Here is a 17,292-nt window from a genome sequence, read left to right as displayed (position 1 = left end):
GGAACACCTGAGATGACTCTGGCAGGCGACATGATCCTGCTCGCCTTCGACACGGACGGGGGCGGGCTTCCCGTCCGGCAGTCCCTCGCCCCGGCGGTGCGCGGTGCGCTGCTCGCCGAACTCCTCGACGGCGGTGCCCTGGTGGACGAGTCGGGCACGGCCACGGCCGTCGGCGAGGCTCCGCGGGACGCCGCGCTCCGGCAGGTGTGGCAGCGGATCTCCGCGGAACCCGGCCGGAAGTGGCTGCACTGGGTCCGCAAGGACGGCCGTGAGTCGATCCACGAGGTGCTGCGGGGCCTGGAGAAGGACGGCCTGCTGGAGCAGAGCACCAGCCGGGTCTTCGGGGTCTTCCCGCTGAACCGGGCCTCTCTCACCCCGGACGGTCTCACCGCCGCCGGTGAGGTGCGGGCCGCGGTGGCCGCCGCGGCCGAGGACCGGGCCGCCGGCGCGGACGGCGCCGCGGCCGGTGGCCGGGCCGCCCTGCTTGCCGGGCTCGCCCACGCGGGCGGGCAGCTGTCCACCGCCCTGCCCGCCGACCGGCGCCGCCTGCTCAAGGACCGGCTGACGGCCCTGTCCGAGGGCGCCGCCCCGGTGTCGGCGGCGGTACGCCGGGCGGTCCAGGACCTCCAGGGCGCGGCCGTCTCCTAGGGCGTGTGTCGAAGTCCCGTCTGGCTCGCCTGGGTCGTGACGTCCTGCGCGCACTGCCCGGGGGCCGACGGCCGCCCCTCTGGCCGACGTGCCTTCAGATCCAGCCGCGTTCGCGTGCCAGCAGGGCGGCGTGCGGGCGGCTGGACGCGCCCAGGACGCGCAGGAGGTCGGCCACGTGGCGCCGGTAGGTCCGCACCGACATGCCCAGGTCCCGTGCGCCGATCTCGTCCTTGCCGACGTGGCACATGGACTTCAGGACCTCCCGCTCGGTCTCGGCCAGCCCGCCCGGGCACTCCTCGGTGTCCGCGATGATCGCCGACAGGTCCGCGGCCTGGCACCAGATCTTCTCGAAGAGGGCGAGGATGCCGGAGACGAGGCCGGTCTCGCGGGCCACCAGGGCGCCGCGCGAGGTGTCCTCGGGGTCGATCGGGACGAGGGCGGTGCGCCGGTCGTAGACGAGGATGCGCTCGGAGAGGTCGTCCGCCGCCCGTATCTGCGCTCCCTTGGCGGTGAGTTCCCGCAGGTAGCCCACGGTCAGCGGATCGTCGAGGGCTTCCCGGAGGACCACGTTGCGGATCTGGACGCCCCGGCTGAGACAGCGCATGTCCAGCGGGCGGGAGTGCTCGATGTTCTCGGGCGTGAGTGCGGTGTACGGCTCGACGGAGAGGATCTCCTCGCGGGCGAAGAAGGCGAGGTCGTCGATCCGGCTCCGGATCTGCGCCACGTTCTCCATGCGCTCGACGGACTGCGGCGAGGCCAGCGCCGGGCACTGCTCGTCGCGCAGCTCGGCGACCAGGTGCCGGGAGCGGGTGACCTCCTGCAGTTCCAGGTGCAGCTCGCGCAGTCGCAGGTCGGTGAGCCGGTCCACCACGATCGCCGGGTCGGTCGGGCAGACGGTCTGCCGGTCGGTCGGATACAGCAGCCCGAGCTCGCGCAGCCGGGCCTGGGCGACGGCCACGGCCTCGCGGTCGGCCCGTAGCAGGAGGTGGATGTCCCCGTCCGTGGTGTCGGGATTCCGCAGGAAGTGGCGGTAGATGCTCTCCTCCAGTTCGGAGAGCCCCAATACGCGCATGCCTGTTGCCACCATCTCGAGCCCCCCGCGCTCTGTGTACACACCGGCGCCGCGTCGCGTTCCGCTGGTCAGGCGGTCGTCGCCACACGCCCGGATGGTGGGATGGATCGTAATGCCCTGGCAAATAGGCCGCACGGTGGCCGGATCGTGATGTGACGCGGATCACGCCGCCCATAGTGACCGCCCGGACGCCGCTGGGTCACCGTCGGCGGGCGCGTCTCAGCGAGGGGTCCGCGCCCGCGTCGGCGACGCCGAGCCGGCCCGGGGCGCCTCGGTCGCCGTCGCCCCGGTCACCTTCTCGCCGGTCACCTTCTCGCCGGTCGGCGGCGCCTCTTCCTCAGGCTTCTCGAGCGGTGTGGCCTGGGCCATCGCCGCCCGGGCCGCCGCCGCGATCTCGGCGCGGCTCCTGCGGGCCGTGCGCAGCGCGTCCCACGTCAGCAGCGTCAGCGCCAGCCACACCAGCGAGAAGCCGGCCCAGCGCTCCGGAGGCATCGCCTCGTGGAAGTAGACGACGCCCAGACCGAACTGGAAGACGGGCGCCAGGTACTGCAGGAGCCCCAGGGTCGACAGCGGGACCCGGATCGCCGCCGCCCCGAAGCAGACCAGTGGCACGGCCGTCACGAGGCCGGTCGCGGCGAGTAGGGCCGCGTGGCCCGCGCCCCGGGTGCCGAAGGAGATGTCGCCGTTCGCGCCGAGCCAGAGCAGATAGCCGAGGGCGGGCAGGAACTGGACCGCGGTCTCGGCCGCCAGCGACTCCAGGCCGCCGATGTTCACCTTCTTCTTCACCAGGCCGTAGACGGCGAAGGAGAACGCCAGCATCAGCGAGAGCCAGGGCGGCTGCCCGTAGCCGATCGCCAGGACGAGCACCGCCGCGCCGCCGATGCCGACCGCCGCCCACTGCACGGGCCGCAGCCGCTCCTTGAGGAGCAGCACGCCCATGGCGATGGTGACGAGCGGATTGATGAAGTACCCGAGGGAGGCCTCGACGACCTGGCCGGAGTTCACGGCCCAGATGTAACCGCCCCAGTTGACGCTGATCACGGCCGCGGCGACGGTGATCAGACCCAGCTTGCGACGGTCGCGCAGCAGCTCGCGCAACCAGCCCCAGCGCCGCAGCGCGAGCAGCGCCACGCCGACCACGAGCAGCGACCACACCATCCGGTGGGCGAGGATCTCGATCGCCCCGGCCGGCTTCAGGAGCGGCCAGAAGAGCGGGACGAGCCCCCACATCCCGTAGGCGACGATCCCGTAGAAGAGCCCTGCTCGTCCCTCGCTGTGCTTGTCCACGAAAAAGCTCCCGCCCTGCGCCCGCGCCGTCCTGTCGACGGTAGCGCCGCACAGGGCGGGCTGTCATGTCCGTACCGCGATACGGTCATGACTTTCGCGTCAGCGGGCCGCGAGGGCCTGCCTGATCGTCTCCGCGACGGGGGTGGTCGGCCGTCCGATCAGCCGGGACAGGTCGCCGTTGCGCCGGGCGAGGCTCCCGCGCCCGATGGCCCGGTCGACGTCCACCAGGATCTCGGCGAAGGGCAGCGGCACCCCCCCGCCGGTGAGGACCGACAGGTGCGTCTCGGCCGGCACGTCGCTGTACGCGATCTCCCGGCCGGTCTGGCGCCCGACCTCGGCGGCGTACTCGGCCAGCGACCAGGCGGTGTCGCCGCTCAGCTCGTACGCCCGGCCGAGGTGACCCTCGCCGGTCAGGACGACCGCCGCGGCGGCGGCGAAGTCCGCGCGGGCGGCGGACGCGATCCGCCCCTCGCCGGCGTTGGCCACGACGGCGCCGTGCGCCAGGACCGGGCCGAGGTTCGCCGTGTAGTTCTCGGAGTACCAGCCGTTGCGGAGGAAGGTGTACGGCAGGCCCGAGTCGAGAATCAGCGCCTCGGTCGCCTTGTGGTCGTCCGCGAGGGTGAAGTCGGCCTCGGGGCCGCCGAGGACGCCCGTGTAGGCCAGCTGGGCCACCCCCGCCGCCTTGGCGGCGTCGATCACCGCGGTGTGCTGCGGCACGCGCCGGCCCACCTCGCTGCTGGAGATCAGCAGCACGCGGTCACCGGCCTCGAAGGCGCCCGCCAGCGTCTCCGGACTGCCGTAGTCGGCGATGCGCAGCTCCACGCCGCGCTCCGCCAGATCGGCCGCCTTCGCCTTGTCGCGGACGACGGCGACGACGGACTCGGCGGGGACCCGGGTCAGCAGCTCGTCGATGACGAGACGGCCGAGCTGTCCGGTGGCTCCGGTGACGACGATGCTCATGGCGTTCACTCCTGGAGGGGTTCGTGCGGGCTCTGGGCGATGCACTCACCGTAGGACGGGCGCCAACTATTCGAAAGTACCCACTTTGAAGTAAGGTACTGGTATGCGAGTAAGTGTGGACGGAGCCGGAGGCGAGGGCCAGGGCGTCGGCCCGGGGGTGCGCGCGAGCGGGCCGGACGGTTCCCGGCGGCCGGACGTCAAGGACCCGATGTGCCCGTCGCGGCTCGTCCTGGAGCACGTGACCAGCCGCTGGGGCGTGCTGATCCTCATCGCCCTGCTCGAACGCTCGTACCGCTTCGGCGAGCTGCGCCGTGAGGTCGGCGGGGTCAGCGAGAAGATGCTGACGCAAACGCTCCAGACCCTGGAGCGGGACGGCTTCGTGCACCGCGACGCCAAACCCGTGATCCCGCCCCGTGTCGACTACAGCCTCACCGACCTGGGCGTCGAGGCCGCACGTCAGGTCGCGGAGCTGGGCCGGTGGACGGAACGCCGGGTCGCGGCGGTGCTCCAGGCCCGCGCGCGCTACGACGAGGAACGTCGCGAGGGTGCCACCAAACCGTCCCAATGACGTTGCATCCTGGGCGCGTTGACAGTCCCTCGGCGTACGATCCGATCACCATCTGGGGAATGTGTGAGCGTGCGTGGGGGATTCGTGACGTTCAGGTACCGAAGAGTGCTGCGCTCCTGCTGCGCCTTACTGGCGGGCGGACTGATCCTGACCGGCTGCTCGACCGACGGCGGCGGAGGCGACCGGTCCGACGGCACACCGGGTCCGAGCACGGCGGCGACGCCGGCCGGTGAACCGGCGCCCAGCCCCACACCCACCCGGCTCGGCTTCACCGCCGACCCGGCACGGGCACCCAAGACCACGGCCGACGCCAGGAAACTCGCCCTCGCCGTCGTCGCGGGCCCCGACTCCTGGGGCCCCGACTTCGTCGAACGCACCCCGTACCTCAGCGCCGACGACCACTGGCCGGTCCTCGGCCGGGGGTGCGTCTGGGAGGCGGGCGTCCGCCCGTCGACCGTGCTCTACAGCGTCACCGCCTCCAGCGAGATCCCCGCCGGGTCCGGCAGGGGACAGCTGCGGGTCTCCTCCACCGTCACCGTCCACCGCACCGAGACGGCCGCCGACTGGGAGATGGCCGAGACCCTGGAGGAGGCGCTGCGCTGCCCCGAGCAGGGGCTGCGTGACGGCGAGCGCATCACCAAACTCATCTCCATCGGCAACCCCTTCGGTGTCGGCGGCAACTTCACCGCCTCCGACTCGCTCGGCGAGATGGGCCGCTACCACAACGACGCCGTCAAGGACGGGCCGAACGGCCAGAAGTACGCCTGGTACCAGTCACGGGTCGGCCAGGTCACCGTCGCGGCCGTCGTCAAGGGCGCGCCCGGCTACACCGACAAGGAGATCGACAGTGCCCAGGTCCAGGCCCTCGTCGCCATGATCGGCCGCGCCGAGAAGCTGCTGGAGGCCCAGTCGTGAACCCCTCCGAGAACCCCCAGGACCGAGAGACTCCCGAGAACCGGGAGTCCTCCGAGACCCCGCGCGGACCCGAGAACCACGAGGCCCCCGAGAGCCGCGGGACGGTCGGCGGATCCGAGAGCCGCCACGCCCTCGAAGGCCCCGGACACCCCGTCGCCCCCGCCGGATCCGAGAGCTCCGCGAGACCGGAGGGACCCGAGAACCCCCTGCACCCCGACGGCTCCGGAAGACCCGAAGGCCCCGTGAGCCCCACCGGTGCCGCCGTCGGTGCCGACGCCGCCGCCGTCGGTGCAAGCAGTGGCGCAAGCGCAAGCAGTGGCGCGAGCGCCGGCGCTCCGCCCGCCCGCGAGCCCGGCGCCGTCCAGCGGCTGGCACCCTCCGACCCGTCCTCGCTCGCCGGATACCGCCTCCTCGGCCGGCTCGGCGCCGGAGGCATGGGCGTCGTCTACCTCGGCCGTACCGGCAACGGCGAACTCGCCGCCGTCAAGGTCACCCACGCCGACCACGCCGACCAGCCCGACTTCCGGGCCCGCTTCCGCCGCGAGGTCGAGGCCGCCCGCCGTGTCTCCAGCCCCTGGGCCGTCCCCGTCACCGGCGCCGACCCGGAGGCCCCGGAGCCGTGGATGGCCACGGCCTTCGTCCCCGGCCCCTCCCTCGGCGAAGCCGTCCGCGCTCACGGGCCCCTGCCCGAGCGGAGCGTAAGGATCCTCGGCGGTGCGCTGGCCCGCGCGCTCGACGCCGTCCACGCCGCCGGGCTCGTGCACCGGGACGTGAAGCCGGGGAACGTCCTCCTCGCCGTCGACGGCCCCCGCCTGATCGACTTCGGCATCGCCCGGGCGGCCGAGGAGACCGCGCTCACCTCCACCGACATGGTCGTCGGTACGCCCGGCTTCCTCGCCCCGGAACAGGCCGAGGCGCGCGGCGCCGACATCGGCCCGGCCAGCGACGTCTTCGCGCTCGGCTGCCTCCTGGCGTACGCCTCCACCGGCCGCCCGCCCTTCGGCACGGGATCCGTCGACGCGCTGCTGTACCGCACGGTCCACGACGAGCCGGACCTCGCCGGCGTACCGGACGGGCTCCTGGGGACCCTGCGGGCCTGCCTGGCCAAGGACCCGGCCGAGCGGCCGACGGCACGGGAGCTCGTCGTCCTCCTCGCCGAGGACGCCCCGGGCCCCGGCGGCGACTGGCTCCCCGCTCCCGTCGTCCGTACCATCGCCGAACGCTCGGCACGGATGCTGGCCCTCCCCGACATCGACGCCACCCGGCTCGGCGAGGACGGCGGAAGTCCGCGACCCAGCGGCAGCAGGCGGAAGTTCCTGCTCCTCGCCGCCGGTGCGGCCGTCGTCGCCGGAGGCGGCGGAGCCGCCGCCTGGGCCGGACTGCGGGACAGGGGCGGAAGCGGCGGCGGGGGCGCACGGCCCTGGATCATCGGCGTCCACGCCGACCTCACCGGCCCGGCCAAGGACATCGGCATCGCCCAGGAGCGCGGCGCCCGCCTCGCCGTCGAGCGGTTCAACGCCCGCGCGGACAAGCCCTTCACCCTCGAAGTGAAGGTCTCCGACGACGGCGGGGACAAGTACCGGGCCCTGGAGGCGGCCCGGCGGCTCACCACCGACCCCCGGGTCCTCGGTGTCATCGGCCCCACCTCCGACTACACCGCCCAGAACGCGCTGCCCGCCTACGACGAGGCGCGCATGCCCCTGATCATGGTCTCCCCGGGGCTCAACCTGCTGACCGTCGGCCAGGCCGAGGGCAAGGGCGCAACCCTGCTGCGGGCCTGCCCGCAGCACCCCGTGGCCGGAACGTCCCTGGCCTACCACGTCCTGAACGCCACGCCCAGCACCCGGCCGGGCATCCTCCAGGAGCGCACCGACGACTCCTACTCCTGGCAGTACGTCCGGGGTGTCGACTTCGGCTTCCGCTACGCCGACGTCATCCCGCACCCCCGCGTCGTCCCCGCGGCCACCACGGACTACAAGCGGGTCCTCGCCGAGATGATCGCGGAGGGCATGGACGCCTACGTCCACTGCGGCGTCACCGAGAGCGCCGTCCTCGCCGCGAAGGCGCTCGACGAACTCGGCTTCACCGGGATGAGGATCACCGGCCAGCACGTCTTCGGCCCCCGGTTCCCGAAGGAGGCCGGATCCGCCGCGGAGGGCTGGATCGTCGGCGCCCCCGTCGTCGACCCCACCACCAGGAAGCAGGCCGCGGCCTTCGTCGCCGCGCACCGCAAGCGGTACGGCACCGTCCCGGCCTTCTACTCGGGGGAGGCGTACGACCTCGCCTCCCTGCTCGTCGCGGAGGTGGAGAAGGTCGTGAAGGCGGGCGGACCGCCGGACCGCACCACACTCGCGCCGCGCCTGCGCAGGGTCAAGTACGAAGGGATCATGGGGGGTTACGTCTTCGACACGAAGACCGGCGACCTGCTGCCGGGCGTGGTGGGGACGTTCCTGTACGCCGTCGAGAACGGCCGTTACAAACCGCTGGACTTCGCCCCCTCCGGGCCGCCCAAGACCCGCCGGACGTGACCCGTGCAGCCCTTGCGCCCGGCCGATCCGTCGACGATCGCCGGATTCCGGCTCCTGGGCCGCCTCGGCGCGGGCGGGATGGGAGTGGTCTACCTCGCCCGCTCGGCCGGCGGCGCGCTCGCCGCGCTCAAGCTCATCCGGGCCGAACACGCCGCCGACCCCGGTTTCCGTGAGCGGTTCCGCCGTGAGGCGAGGGTCGCCGAGTCGCTCGCCGGCCGCTGGGTGGTCAAGGTCCTCGGCTCCGACCCGGAGGCCCGGGAGCCGTGGCTGGCCACCGAGTTCGTGCCCGGCCCCTCGCTCGCGGAGGCCGTCGCCGTGCACGGGCCCCTGCCCGAGGCGACCGTGCGGGCCCTGGGGCGCCGGCTCGCCGAGGCGCTGGGGGACCTGCACCGGGCCGGACTCGTCCACCGCGACGTCAAGCCCGCCAACGTCCTGCTCGCCCTCGACGGCCCGCGCCTGATCGACTTCGGCATCGCCCGCTCCGCCGGGGCGACCGCCCTCACCGCCACCGGCGCGATGATCGGCACCCCCGGCTTCCTCTCGCCCGAACAGGCCCGCGTCGCGGGTGCGGGCGAGGTCGGCCCGGCGAGCGACGTCTTCGCGCTGGGCTGCGTCCTCGCCCACTCCTCGACCGGCCGCCGCCCCTTCGGTACGGGATCGGTGGCCGCTGTCGTCTACCGCACCGTCTACGAGGAGCCCGACCTCGACGGCCTGCCGCCCCGCCTGTCCGCCCTCGTGCGGGCCTGCCTGGCCAAGGACCCGGCTTCCCGGCCCACGGCCCCGGAGGTCCGGGCCGCCCTGAGCGGCTCGCTTCCCGGCCCCGACGCGCCCCGCGACCCGAGGATCGCCTACCCCGCGGTCGCCGCCCCGACCGCCGGCTCGTCCGATTCGGTGTCCGGGACCTCTCCCGACACCGGGCCTGAGGGGCCGGCCGGGGACTGGCTGCCGCCCGGACTGCCCGCCCTGATCGCCCAGCGCTCGTCCCGCGTCCTGGACCTGCCGGTGGCGGAACCGACCGTGATGACCGACCCGCCCGGCCCCGCCGCCGGCACGCCGTCGCGCCGCCGCATCCTCGTCCTCGGCTCGGCGGCCGCCGTCGCCGGAGCGGGCGGCCTCACCGCCTGGCTGGCGAACCGGCCGCCGTCCGCCCCCGCCACCGGCGGCCCGCCCGGCCCCCGGCGGACGTACGGCATCGGCGTCCAGACCGACCTCAGCGGCCCCCGCAAGGCCGACGGCCGCGCGCAGGAGCGCGGGGTGCGGCTCGCCGTCGAGACCCTCAACGCCCGCGCCGACCGGCTCTTCGACCTGTCGCTGACGGTGCGCGACGACGCCGGGGATCCCCGCCGCGCGGCCGAGGCGGCGAAGGCCTTCGTCGGGGACGCCGCCGTCATGGCGGTCGTCGGCCCGACCAGCCGCGAGACCGTCGTCGCCGGCGCGGGGACGTACCACTCCAACCGGGTGGCCCTGCTGAACGTCGCCGTCGGCGTCGACCAGGTTGACGTCGGGGGCCAGACCACCACCCCCACCTACCGTGAGCTGCGCGTCCACCAGGACATGCTGCTCATGCCGTACGTCAGCGTGGTCATCGTCCGACGCGCCCGGCGGATGGCGGTCGTCCACGACCGCGCGGCGGGCGACTTCGCCTGGCGGACCGTCAAGTCCATCCGGAGCACCATGCCCGAGATCGACGGGACGACGACCGAGCACCGGGTGCCGGCAGCAGGCGAGGACTTCGCACCGGCGGTCCGCGAGGCCCTCGCCACCCGCCCCGACGCCGTGTTCTACGCGGGCGCCTCCCCGCGCCGGGCCGGCCTCTGCGCGAGGGAACTCGCGCGCCAGGGCTACACCGGACTGCGCGGCAGCGTCGAGTACGCCCTGGGCCCCGAATTCCTCTCCGTCGCGGGTCCGGCCGCCGAGGGCTGGTACTTCGGCACCACGTACGTCGACCCGGCCCTCGTTCCCAAGGCCAAGGCGTTCACCGCCGCGTACCGGGCCCGGTGGGGCCTGGCGTCCTCCGCGCCGGTCGAGCGGTACGCGGCGGAGGCGTACGACGTGGTCCTCGGCCTCGGCGACGCGCTGCGGGAGCTGGTGGACACCCACCAGGGCATCGAGCGGGGCGCCGTACGGGAGAGGCTGCGGGTGTTCCCTTACCAGGGCATCACCAAGACGTACGGCTTCGACCGCTCCAACCCCATCTTCTTCACGCAGACCAAGGAGATGTTCCTGTACCGGGTCGAGCGCGGGGTCCCGCGCTTCCTCGGGCAGTTCGAGAAGGCGGCGCAGGAGCAGAAGAAGACGTGAGGGGCGCGGCAGCCGAGCTGCCGCGCCCCTCGGGACGTACCCGCCGCCGCTATCCGATGACGGTCCAGGTGTCGTTGCCCGCCAGCAGCTGGCCCAGGTCGCCCTTGCCGTGCTGTTCGATCGCTGCGTCCAGCTGGTCGGCCATCAGCGTGTCGTACACCGGCCGCTCGACCGACCGGAACACCCCGATCGGCGTCTGGTGCAGCGTGTCCGGGTCCGCGAGGCGGGACAGCGCGAACGCGGTGGTCGGGGAGGTGGCGTGGGCGTCGTGGACGAGGACGGCGCTCTCGTTCTCGGGGGTGACCGCGACGACCTTCAGGTCGCCGGTCGCCGGGTCGCGGACGACGCCCTTGGCCAGGTCGGCGCCGAAGCGGATCGGCCGGCCGTGCTCCAGGCGGATCACGGCCTCCTCGGCCTGCTGCTTGTCCTTCAGGACCTCGAAGGCGCCGTCGTTGAAGATGTTGCAGTTCTGGTAGATCTCCACGAGCGCCGTGCCGGGGTGGTCGGCGGCCTGGCGCAGCACCTCGGTGAGGTGCTTGCGGTCGGAGTCCACCGTCCGCGCCACGAACGACGCCTCCGCGCCGATCGCCAGCGACACCGGGTTGAAGGGGGCGTCGAGCGACCCCATCGGCGTCGATTTGGTGATCTTTCCGACCTCGCTGGTGGGGCTGTACTGCCCCTTGGTCAGGCCGTAGATCCGGTTGTTGAAGAGCAGGATCTTGAGGTTGACGTTGCGCCGCAGGGCGTGGATCAGGTGGTTGCCGCCGATGGACAGCGCGTCGCCGTCGCCCGTGACGACCCAGACCGACAGGTCGCGCCGCGAGGACGCCAGCCCGGTGGCGATGGCGGGGGCGCGGCCGTGGATCGAGTGCATCCCGTACGTGTTCATGTAGTACGGGAATCTGGAGGAGCAGCCGATTCCGGAGACGAAGACGATGTTCTCCTTCGCCAGTCCCAGGTCCGGCATGAAGCCCTGCACGGCGGCGAGGACGGCGTAGTCACCGCACCCCGGGCACCAGCGCACCTCCTGGTCGGACTTGAAGTCCTTCATCGACTGGGCGGCTTCGGCCTTGGGCACGAGCTTCAGGAGTGACTCAGTCATCGATGGCCTCCTCGAGTGCCGTGGCGAGCTGCTCGGCCTTGAACGGCATGCCGTTCACCTGGGTGTGGCTGCGGGCGTCGACGAGGTACCTGGCCCGGACGAGCGTGGCGAGCTGCCCCAGGTTCATCTCGGGGACCACCACCTTGTCGTACCGCTTCAGCACGTCGCCGAGGTTGCGGGGGAAGGGGTTGAGATGGCGCAGGTGCGCCTGGGCGATGGGGCGGCCCGCGCGGCGCAGCCGGCGGACGGCCGCCGTGATCGGGCCGTAGGTGGAGCCCCAGCCGAGGACGAGGGTCGTCGCGCCGTCCGGGTCGTCGACCTCGATGTCCGGGACCTCGATGCCGTCGGTCTTGGCCTGGCGGGTGCGGACCATGAAGTCGTGGTTGGCGGGGTCGTACGAGATGTTCCCGGTGCCGTCCTGCTTCTCGATGCCGCCGATGCGGTGTTCGAGGCCGGGGGTGCCGGGCACGGCCCACGGCCGGGCGAGGGTGCGCGGGTCGCGCTTGTACGGCCAGAAGACCTCGGTGCCGTCCGCCAGCTCGTGGTTGGGTCCGGAGGCGAACTGCACGCGCAGATCGGGCAGTTCGTCGATGTCCGGGATCCGCCAGGGCTCGGAGCCGTTGGCGAGGTAGCCGTCGGAGAGGAGGAAGACCGGTGTGCGGTACGTGAGCGCGATGCGGGCCGCGTCGATGGCCGCGTCGAAGCAGTCGGCGGGCGTCCTCGGTGCCACGATCGGCACGGGGGCCTCGCCGTTGCGGCCGTACATGGCCTGGAGCAGGTCGGCCTGCTCGGTCTTGGTGGGCAGACCGGTCGACGGGCCGCCGCGCTGGATGTCGACGATCAGCAGCGGCAGCTCCAGGGAGACCGCGAGGCCGATGGTCTCGGACTTCAGGGCCACGCCGGGGCCGGAGGTGGTGGTGACGGCCAGCGATCCGCCGAAGGCGGCGCCGAGCGCGGCGCCGATGCCGGCGATCTCGTCCTCGGCCTGGAAGGTGCGGACGCCGAAGTTCTTGTGCCGGGACAGCTCGTGCAGGATGTCCGACGCGGGCGTGATCGGGTAGGAGCCCAGGTAGAGCGGGAGGTCCGCCTGCCGGGAGGCCGCGATCAGGCCGTAGGACAGGGCCAGGTTCCCGGAGATGTTCCGGTACGTGCCGGGCGGGAAGGCCGTGGTCGCCGGGGCGACCTCGTAGGAGACGGCGAAGTCCTCGGTCGTCTCGCCGAAGTTCCAGCCGGCCCGGAACGCCGCCACGTTCGCCTCGGCGATCTGCGGCTTCTTGGCGAACTTCTGCCGCAGGAAGGTCTCGGTTCCCTCGGTCGGCCGGTGGTACATCCACGAGAGCAGCCCGAGCGCGAACATGTTCTTGGAGCGCTCGGCCTCCTTCCGGGACAGGCCGAACTCCTTGAGCGCCTCGACCGTCAGCGTGGTCAGCGGCACCGGGTGGACCCGGTAGCCGGCCAGCGAGCCGTCCTCCAGAGGCGAGGTGTCGTAGCCGACCTTGGCCATGGCGCGCTTGGCGAACTCGTCGGTGTTGACGATGATCTCGCCGCCGCGCGGCACGTCCCCGATGTTGGCCTTCAGCGCGGCCGGATTCATCGCGACCAGGACGTTCGGGGCGTCGCCCGGGGTCAGGATGTCGTGGTCGGCGAAGTGCAGCTGGAACGAGGAGACGCCCGGCAGCGTGCCGGCGGGGGCGCGGATCTCGGCGGGGAAGTTCGGCAGCGTCGAGAGGTCGTTCCCGAAGGACGCCGTCTCGGAGGTGAACCGGTCACCCGTGAGCTGCATGCCGTCACCGGAGTCGCCCGCGAAGCGGATGATCACCCGATCGAGTCGGCGTACTTCCTTGTCTGTGCCGTGGTGGGGCGCCGCCGGGGCGCTGCGCTGCTCCCCGACCAGGGCCTCACCGGCCTCGTTGCTGACCTGGCTGGTCACTGAACTGGACCTCCCTCGCGGCAAGGGTCTTCTCCGCCAGAGGCGGGAGAAGGCTCGGGGGACGGCCGGCGACCGGTCGTCCCGTGGCCCACCCTACGACGGTGAGGTGGGCCTTCCCGGGACTTCTCGCATGGTGGACCTCTTCGTGAGACGCCCTCTTGCCCTGGATTATGCCGTTCTGTCACTCCCGCTGTGTTGCTGGAGCGTCACGCTCCGTTTATTTTCACGCCCCGGGGTGCCGTTTTCGCTCCCCCTGTCTGACAGGGTGTCAGCTCCTCAGGACTTCAGGTAGGTCAGCACCGCGAGTACCCGGCGGTGATCCCCGTCACTCGGCGAGAGCCCCAGCTTCAGGAAGATGTTGCTGACGTGCTTCTCCACCGCACCGTCGCTCACCACCAGCTGTTTCGCGACCGCCGAGTTCGTCCGCCCCTCCGCCATCAGGCCCAGCACCTCCCGCTCGCGCGGGGTGAGGTTGGCGAGGACGTCCTGCTTGCGGCTGCGGCCCAGCAGCTGCTGGACGACCTCCGGATCCAGCGCCGTACCGCCCCTGGCGACCCGGACCACCGCGTCGACGAACTCGCGGACCTCCGCGACCCGGTCCTTCAGCAGATAGCCCACGCCCCGGCTCGAACCCGCCAGCAGCTCCGTCGCGTACTGCTCCTCCACGTACTGCGAGAGGACCAGCACCCCGACCCCCGGGTACTCCTTGCGGAGCCGCACCGCCGCCCGTACGCCTTCGTCCGTATGGGTGGGCGGCATCCGCACGTCCGCGACGACCACGTCCGGCAGCGTGTCCTCGCCGGCGAGCGCGGCCACGGTCTTCACCAACGCCTCGCCGTCCCCGACCCCGGCGACGACCTCGTGCCCCCGGTCGGTCAGGAGCCGGGTCAGCCCCTCCCGGAGCAGCACCGAATCCTCGGCGATGACCACCCGCACTCTGTCCGACACGTCTTCCACGCCCACGACCCCGCCGCCCTCAGTTCCGATGTTGCGATGGTGCGATCTTCCGATGCGGTTCCAGCATCGCAGGAAGAGGGACGCGGGGGAGCGGGATCGGGTTCAGGGCCTCGCGGCCGGATCGGGTGCGGGTCTCACGCCCGCCACGGCAGCTCGGCCGTGACCGTCGTCGGACCGCCGCCCGGCGAGTCGACCGCCAGGATGCCGTCGACCGCGTCGAGCCGCTCCGTCAGCCCGGCGAGACCACGGCCCACGGCGACGTCCGCGCCACCCCGGCCGTCGTCCCGGACCTGGAGCAGCAGCCGGTCGCCCGACCGCCAGACCTCCACCGAGGCGCGTCGCGCCCCGGAGTGCTTGGACACGTTCTGGAGCAGCTCGGAGACGGTGAAGTACGCGATGCCCTCGATCGCCGGGACCGGGCGGGCCGGGAGATCCACCTCCACCGAGACCGGGACCGTGCAGCGGGCCGCGAGGGAGGACAGGGCCGCGTCAAGGCCCCGGTCGGTCAGGACCGCCGGGTGGATGCCCCGGGCCAGGTCGCGCAGCTCCTGGAGCGCGGTCTTCACCTCGCCGTGGGCCTCCTCGACCATCCGCGCCGCCGCCCGCGGGTCCTCGGCCAGCTTCTCCTTCGCCAGACCCAGGTCCATGGCGAGGGCCACGAGCCGGGCCTGGGCGCCGTCGTGCAGGTCCCGCTCGATCCTGCGCAGGTCGGCGGCGGCCGTGTCCACGACCACGCCCCGGTCCGACTCCAGCTCCGTGACCCGGGTCGCCAGCCGGGACGGGCCGAGCAGGCCGGACACCATCAGCCGGTCCATGGCGGCCAGCGCACGGATCACCCACGGCCCGACCAGCACGAAGAGCAGGCCGACGGCGCTGGTGACCGCGATCTCGAAGGGCGAGTCCAGATAGAAGTCGTGCGTTCCGTCGCCGTACAGCTGGAGGCCGTCTTGTCCCGCGTACATCGGGAACACCCACTGCCACAGCGGGTACGTGAAGAGGGACCAGCCCCAGGCCCACAGCGCCAGCGACACCGAGAAGGCGAAGACCGCCCACGGGAAGTGGAGGACCGCGTACAGCAGGTGCCGCCAGGAGGCCCCGCTCTTCAGCGTCGCCCCCATCCACGACATCGCCCCGCCCGTACGGCCCCGCACGGGCTCGGGCGCCCCCACGCGCAGCCCGAGCAGACCGCGCGCCCGGGCCCGCTCCACCGCGCCGAAGCCCCGGCACATGGCGAGCCCGCCGGCCAGGACCGGGATGCCCAGGAAGGTGATCAGCAGACCGGCGCCCGCCGCGACCATGGCGATCGAGAGGGAGAAGTACAGGACGCTGAGGGGCAGCCCGAGCATCAGGTAGCCGAACTCGCGCCAGGTACGGGCCTCGAACGGCGCGCGGATCGCGGCGGGGAGACGAGGGGTGGCCATCGCTGATGTCCGTTTCTGCTCGGGAGAGGTCGGTGGGTGGGGCGGGCCTTGCGGTCGGGCCGGGCGGTGGGGCCGTGGGGTCGGGCGTGCGGGACCTGGCTTTCGGGCCCGGCGGGCCCGGGCCGGGGTCCTCGGCAGACGCCCCGTCCCCCTGGCTCAAGACTTCCGGTCCGGGACGCGCCGGACCATGAGGAGAGTGGGCGTCCTCAGACGGGGGTTTCCCCTACCTTCCGGGCTGTGGCGTTCCGAGGCCGAGGCCCCCGGGCCGTGGCGCTCCGGGACCTTCGTGCCCCGGGCCGTGGCGCTCCCGGGCTGTGGCGCCCGAGGTGGTCGCGCCTCCGGCCCCAGCTCGCCCGGGCCGCCGGTGCTCGGGAGACGGCGGACCGCTGACGCGCTCAGGAGACGGCGGACCGCTCCCGCCATGGCAGCTCCGCCGTGACCGTCGTCGGGCCGCCCTCGGGAGAGTCGAGGACGAACAGCCCGTCGACCGCCCCCAGCCGCTCCGCCAGTCCCGCCATCCCCGTGCCGCCGTCCAGCCGGGCCCCGCCCCGGCCGTCGTCGCGGACCTGGAGGAGCAGCCGGTCGCCCCGGCGCCAGACCTCCACCGAGGCGGAACGGGCCCGCGCGTGCTTGGACACGTTCTGGAGCAGCTCGGAGACGGTGAAGTACGCGATGCCCTCGATGGCCTCGGCCGGGCGCCGGTCCAGGTCGACGGTCACGGTCACCGGGACCGTGCAGCGGGCCGCGATGGAGGAGAGGGCCGCGTCCAGGCCGCGGTCGGTGAGGACCGCCGGGTGGATGCCACGGGCCAGGTCGCGCAGCTCCTGCAGGGCCAGCTTCACCTCGCCGTGCGCCTCGTCGACCATCGCGGCCGCCGCCTCCGGGTCCTCGAGGAGCTTCTCCTTCGCCAGGCCGAGCCCCATGGCGAGCGCCACGAGCCGGGCCTGGGCGCCGTCGTGCAGATCGCGCTCGATCCGGCGCAGGTCGGCGGCGGCCGTGTCCACGACCACGCCCCGGTCCGACTCCAGCTCGGCGACCCGCCGCTCCAGCTCGTCGGAGGGCGAGAGCAGACCGCGGACCATGGCCCGGTCGGCGTTGGTCAGACCCCGCGCGATGAAGGGCAGCACGGGCCAGAGCACGATCAGCGCCACCAGCGTCACCGCGAACGTCAGGACGCCCCAGGGCAGCCGGATGAAGCCGTACAGGACCGTCCGCCACGCGACCGGATCCTTCAGCGTCGTCCACAGCCAGGCGAGGAAACCGTGCCGGCGGGGCAGCGGACTGGGCTCGTCCACCCGGACCCCCAGCAGCGCACGGGCCCTGGCCCGCTCGGCCCGGCCGATCACACGCGCCCCCGCCAGACCGAGGGCGAGGAGCGGCAGTCCGATCACGGTGACGGACAGGCCCACGCCGAGGAGGACCGAGACCACCGTGTAGACGAAGCCGACCAGGGCGTACGGCAGATTGACGAGGAGGAAGGAGACCTCCCTCCAGGTCTGCCGGCCGTAGGTGAGGCGCGCGGGCGGCAGTCTGTCGCTGTCGGGGCTATCGGTGTCGACGCTCATGGCCCCCAGCCTGCCGGTCGGGGGTCCGGCCACGCCAT

General features: G+C 73.1%; 13 protein-coding genes. 5 read left to right on the top strand and 8 right to left on the bottom strand.

Going from position 1 to position 17,292, the window contains the following annotated elements; translation table 11 throughout:
* The first annotated feature begins 12 nt into the window (after positions 1 to 12).
* Positions 13 to 648, top strand: coding sequence for a GOLPH3/VPS74 family protein (locus ACZ68P_RS16585; protein WP_471006647.1), 636 nt, complete (start codon positions 13 to 15; stop codon positions 646 to 648).
* Between the two features lie 94 nt (positions 649 to 742).
* Here ACZ68P_RS16585 and ACZ68P_RS16580 read toward each other — a convergent pair whose 3' ends face one another.
* The 3 genes from ACZ68P_RS16580 to ACZ68P_RS16570 all read right to left on the bottom strand — a co-directional run bounded on the left by ACZ68P_RS16580 (position 743) and on the right by ACZ68P_RS16570 (position 3,967).
* Complete coding sequence (locus tag ACZ68P_RS16580) at positions 743 to 1,720, bottom strand: helix-turn-helix transcriptional regulator (RefSeq protein ID WP_471006644.1); 978 nt, start codon at positions 1,718 to 1,720, stop codon at positions 743 to 745.
* A 219-nt stretch (positions 1,721 to 1,939) separates the two neighbouring features.
* Positions 1,940 to 2,950, bottom strand: coding sequence for an EamA family transporter RarD (gene rarD, locus ACZ68P_RS16575; protein WP_471007149.1), 1,011 nt, complete (start codon positions 2,948 to 2,950; stop codon positions 1,940 to 1,942).
* A 156-nt stretch (positions 2,951 to 3,106) separates the two neighbouring features.
* Positions 3,107 to 3,967, bottom strand: coding sequence for an SDR family oxidoreductase (locus ACZ68P_RS16570; RefSeq protein WP_471006641.1), 861 nt, complete (start codon positions 3,965 to 3,967; stop codon positions 3,107 to 3,109).
* A gap of 208 nt (positions 3,968 to 4,175) precedes the next feature.
* Here ACZ68P_RS16570 and ACZ68P_RS16565 point away from each other — a divergent pair, with 208 nt between their 5' ends.
* The 4 genes from ACZ68P_RS16565 to ACZ68P_RS16550 all read left to right on the top strand — a co-directional run bounded on the left by ACZ68P_RS16565 (position 4,176) and on the right by ACZ68P_RS16550 (position 10,279).
* On the top strand, positions 4,176 to 4,535 hold the full coding sequence (locus tag ACZ68P_RS16565; RefSeq protein ID WP_471007147.1) for a winged helix-turn-helix transcriptional regulator: 360 nt from the start codon (positions 4,176 to 4,178) through the stop codon (positions 4,533 to 4,535).
* Positions 4,536 to 4,619: 84 nt separating this feature from the next.
* Positions 4,620 to 5,450, top strand: a complete 831-nt coding sequence (locus ACZ68P_RS16560) for a hypothetical protein (RefSeq protein ID WP_471006640.1) — start codon at positions 4,620 to 4,622, stop codon at positions 5,448 to 5,450.
* 368 nt (positions 5,451 to 5,818) lie between these two features.
* Entirely contained in the window at positions 5,819 to 7,978 is a 2,160-nt protein-coding gene (locus tag ACZ68P_RS16555; protein ID WP_471007146.1) for a bifunctional serine/threonine-protein kinase/ABC transporter substrate-binding protein, read from the top strand.
* Positions 7,979 to 7,981: 3 nt separating this feature from the next.
* Positions 7,982 to 10,279, top strand: coding sequence for a protein kinase domain-containing protein (locus ACZ68P_RS16550; protein WP_471006638.1), 2,298 nt, complete (start codon positions 7,982 to 7,984; stop codon positions 10,277 to 10,279).
* 49 nt (positions 10,280 to 10,328) lie between these two features.
* Here ACZ68P_RS16550 and ACZ68P_RS16545 read toward each other — a convergent pair whose 3' ends face one another.
* From ACZ68P_RS16545 to ACZ68P_RS16525, 5 genes are all read right to left on the bottom strand, one after another.
* Positions 10,329 to 11,381 (bottom strand): 2-oxoacid:ferredoxin oxidoreductase subunit beta, encoded by a 1,053-nt coding sequence (locus tag ACZ68P_RS16545; protein ID WP_471006635.1) that lies wholly within the window; start codon positions 11,379 to 11,381, stop codon positions 10,329 to 10,331.
* Positions 11,374 to 13,311: a 2-oxoacid:acceptor oxidoreductase subunit alpha gene (locus ACZ68P_RS16540; RefSeq protein ID WP_471006632.1), complete on the bottom strand. Its 1,938-nt coding sequence runs from the start codon at positions 13,309 to 13,311 to the stop codon at positions 11,374 to 11,376. Before ACZ68P_RS16540 ends, ACZ68P_RS16545 begins: the two co-directional genes overlap by 8 nt.
* A gap of 276 nt (positions 13,312 to 13,587) precedes the next feature.
* Complete coding sequence (locus ACZ68P_RS16535) at positions 13,588 to 14,247, bottom strand: response regulator (RefSeq protein WP_471007144.1); 660 nt, start codon at positions 14,245 to 14,247, stop codon at positions 13,588 to 13,590.
* Between the two features lie 155 nt (positions 14,248 to 14,402).
* A complete protein-coding gene (locus ACZ68P_RS16530) occupies positions 14,403 to 15,689 on the bottom strand; it encodes a sensor histidine kinase (RefSeq protein ID WP_471006630.1) in 1,287 nt (428 codons plus the stop codon).
* Positions 15,690 to 16,084: 395 nt separating this feature from the next.
* Positions 16,085 to 17,254: a sensor histidine kinase gene (locus ACZ68P_RS16525; RefSeq protein ID WP_471006628.1), complete on the bottom strand. Its 1,170-nt coding sequence runs from the start codon at positions 17,252 to 17,254 to the stop codon at positions 16,085 to 16,087.
* Between the last annotated feature and the right edge of the window lie 38 nt (positions 17,255 to 17,292).

Source organism: Streptomyces sp. NPDC036822 (assembly GCF_055609145.1).
The sequence above is the reverse complement of the archived record's forward strand: the minus strand, read 5'-3'. Positions and strand labels throughout refer to the sequence as shown.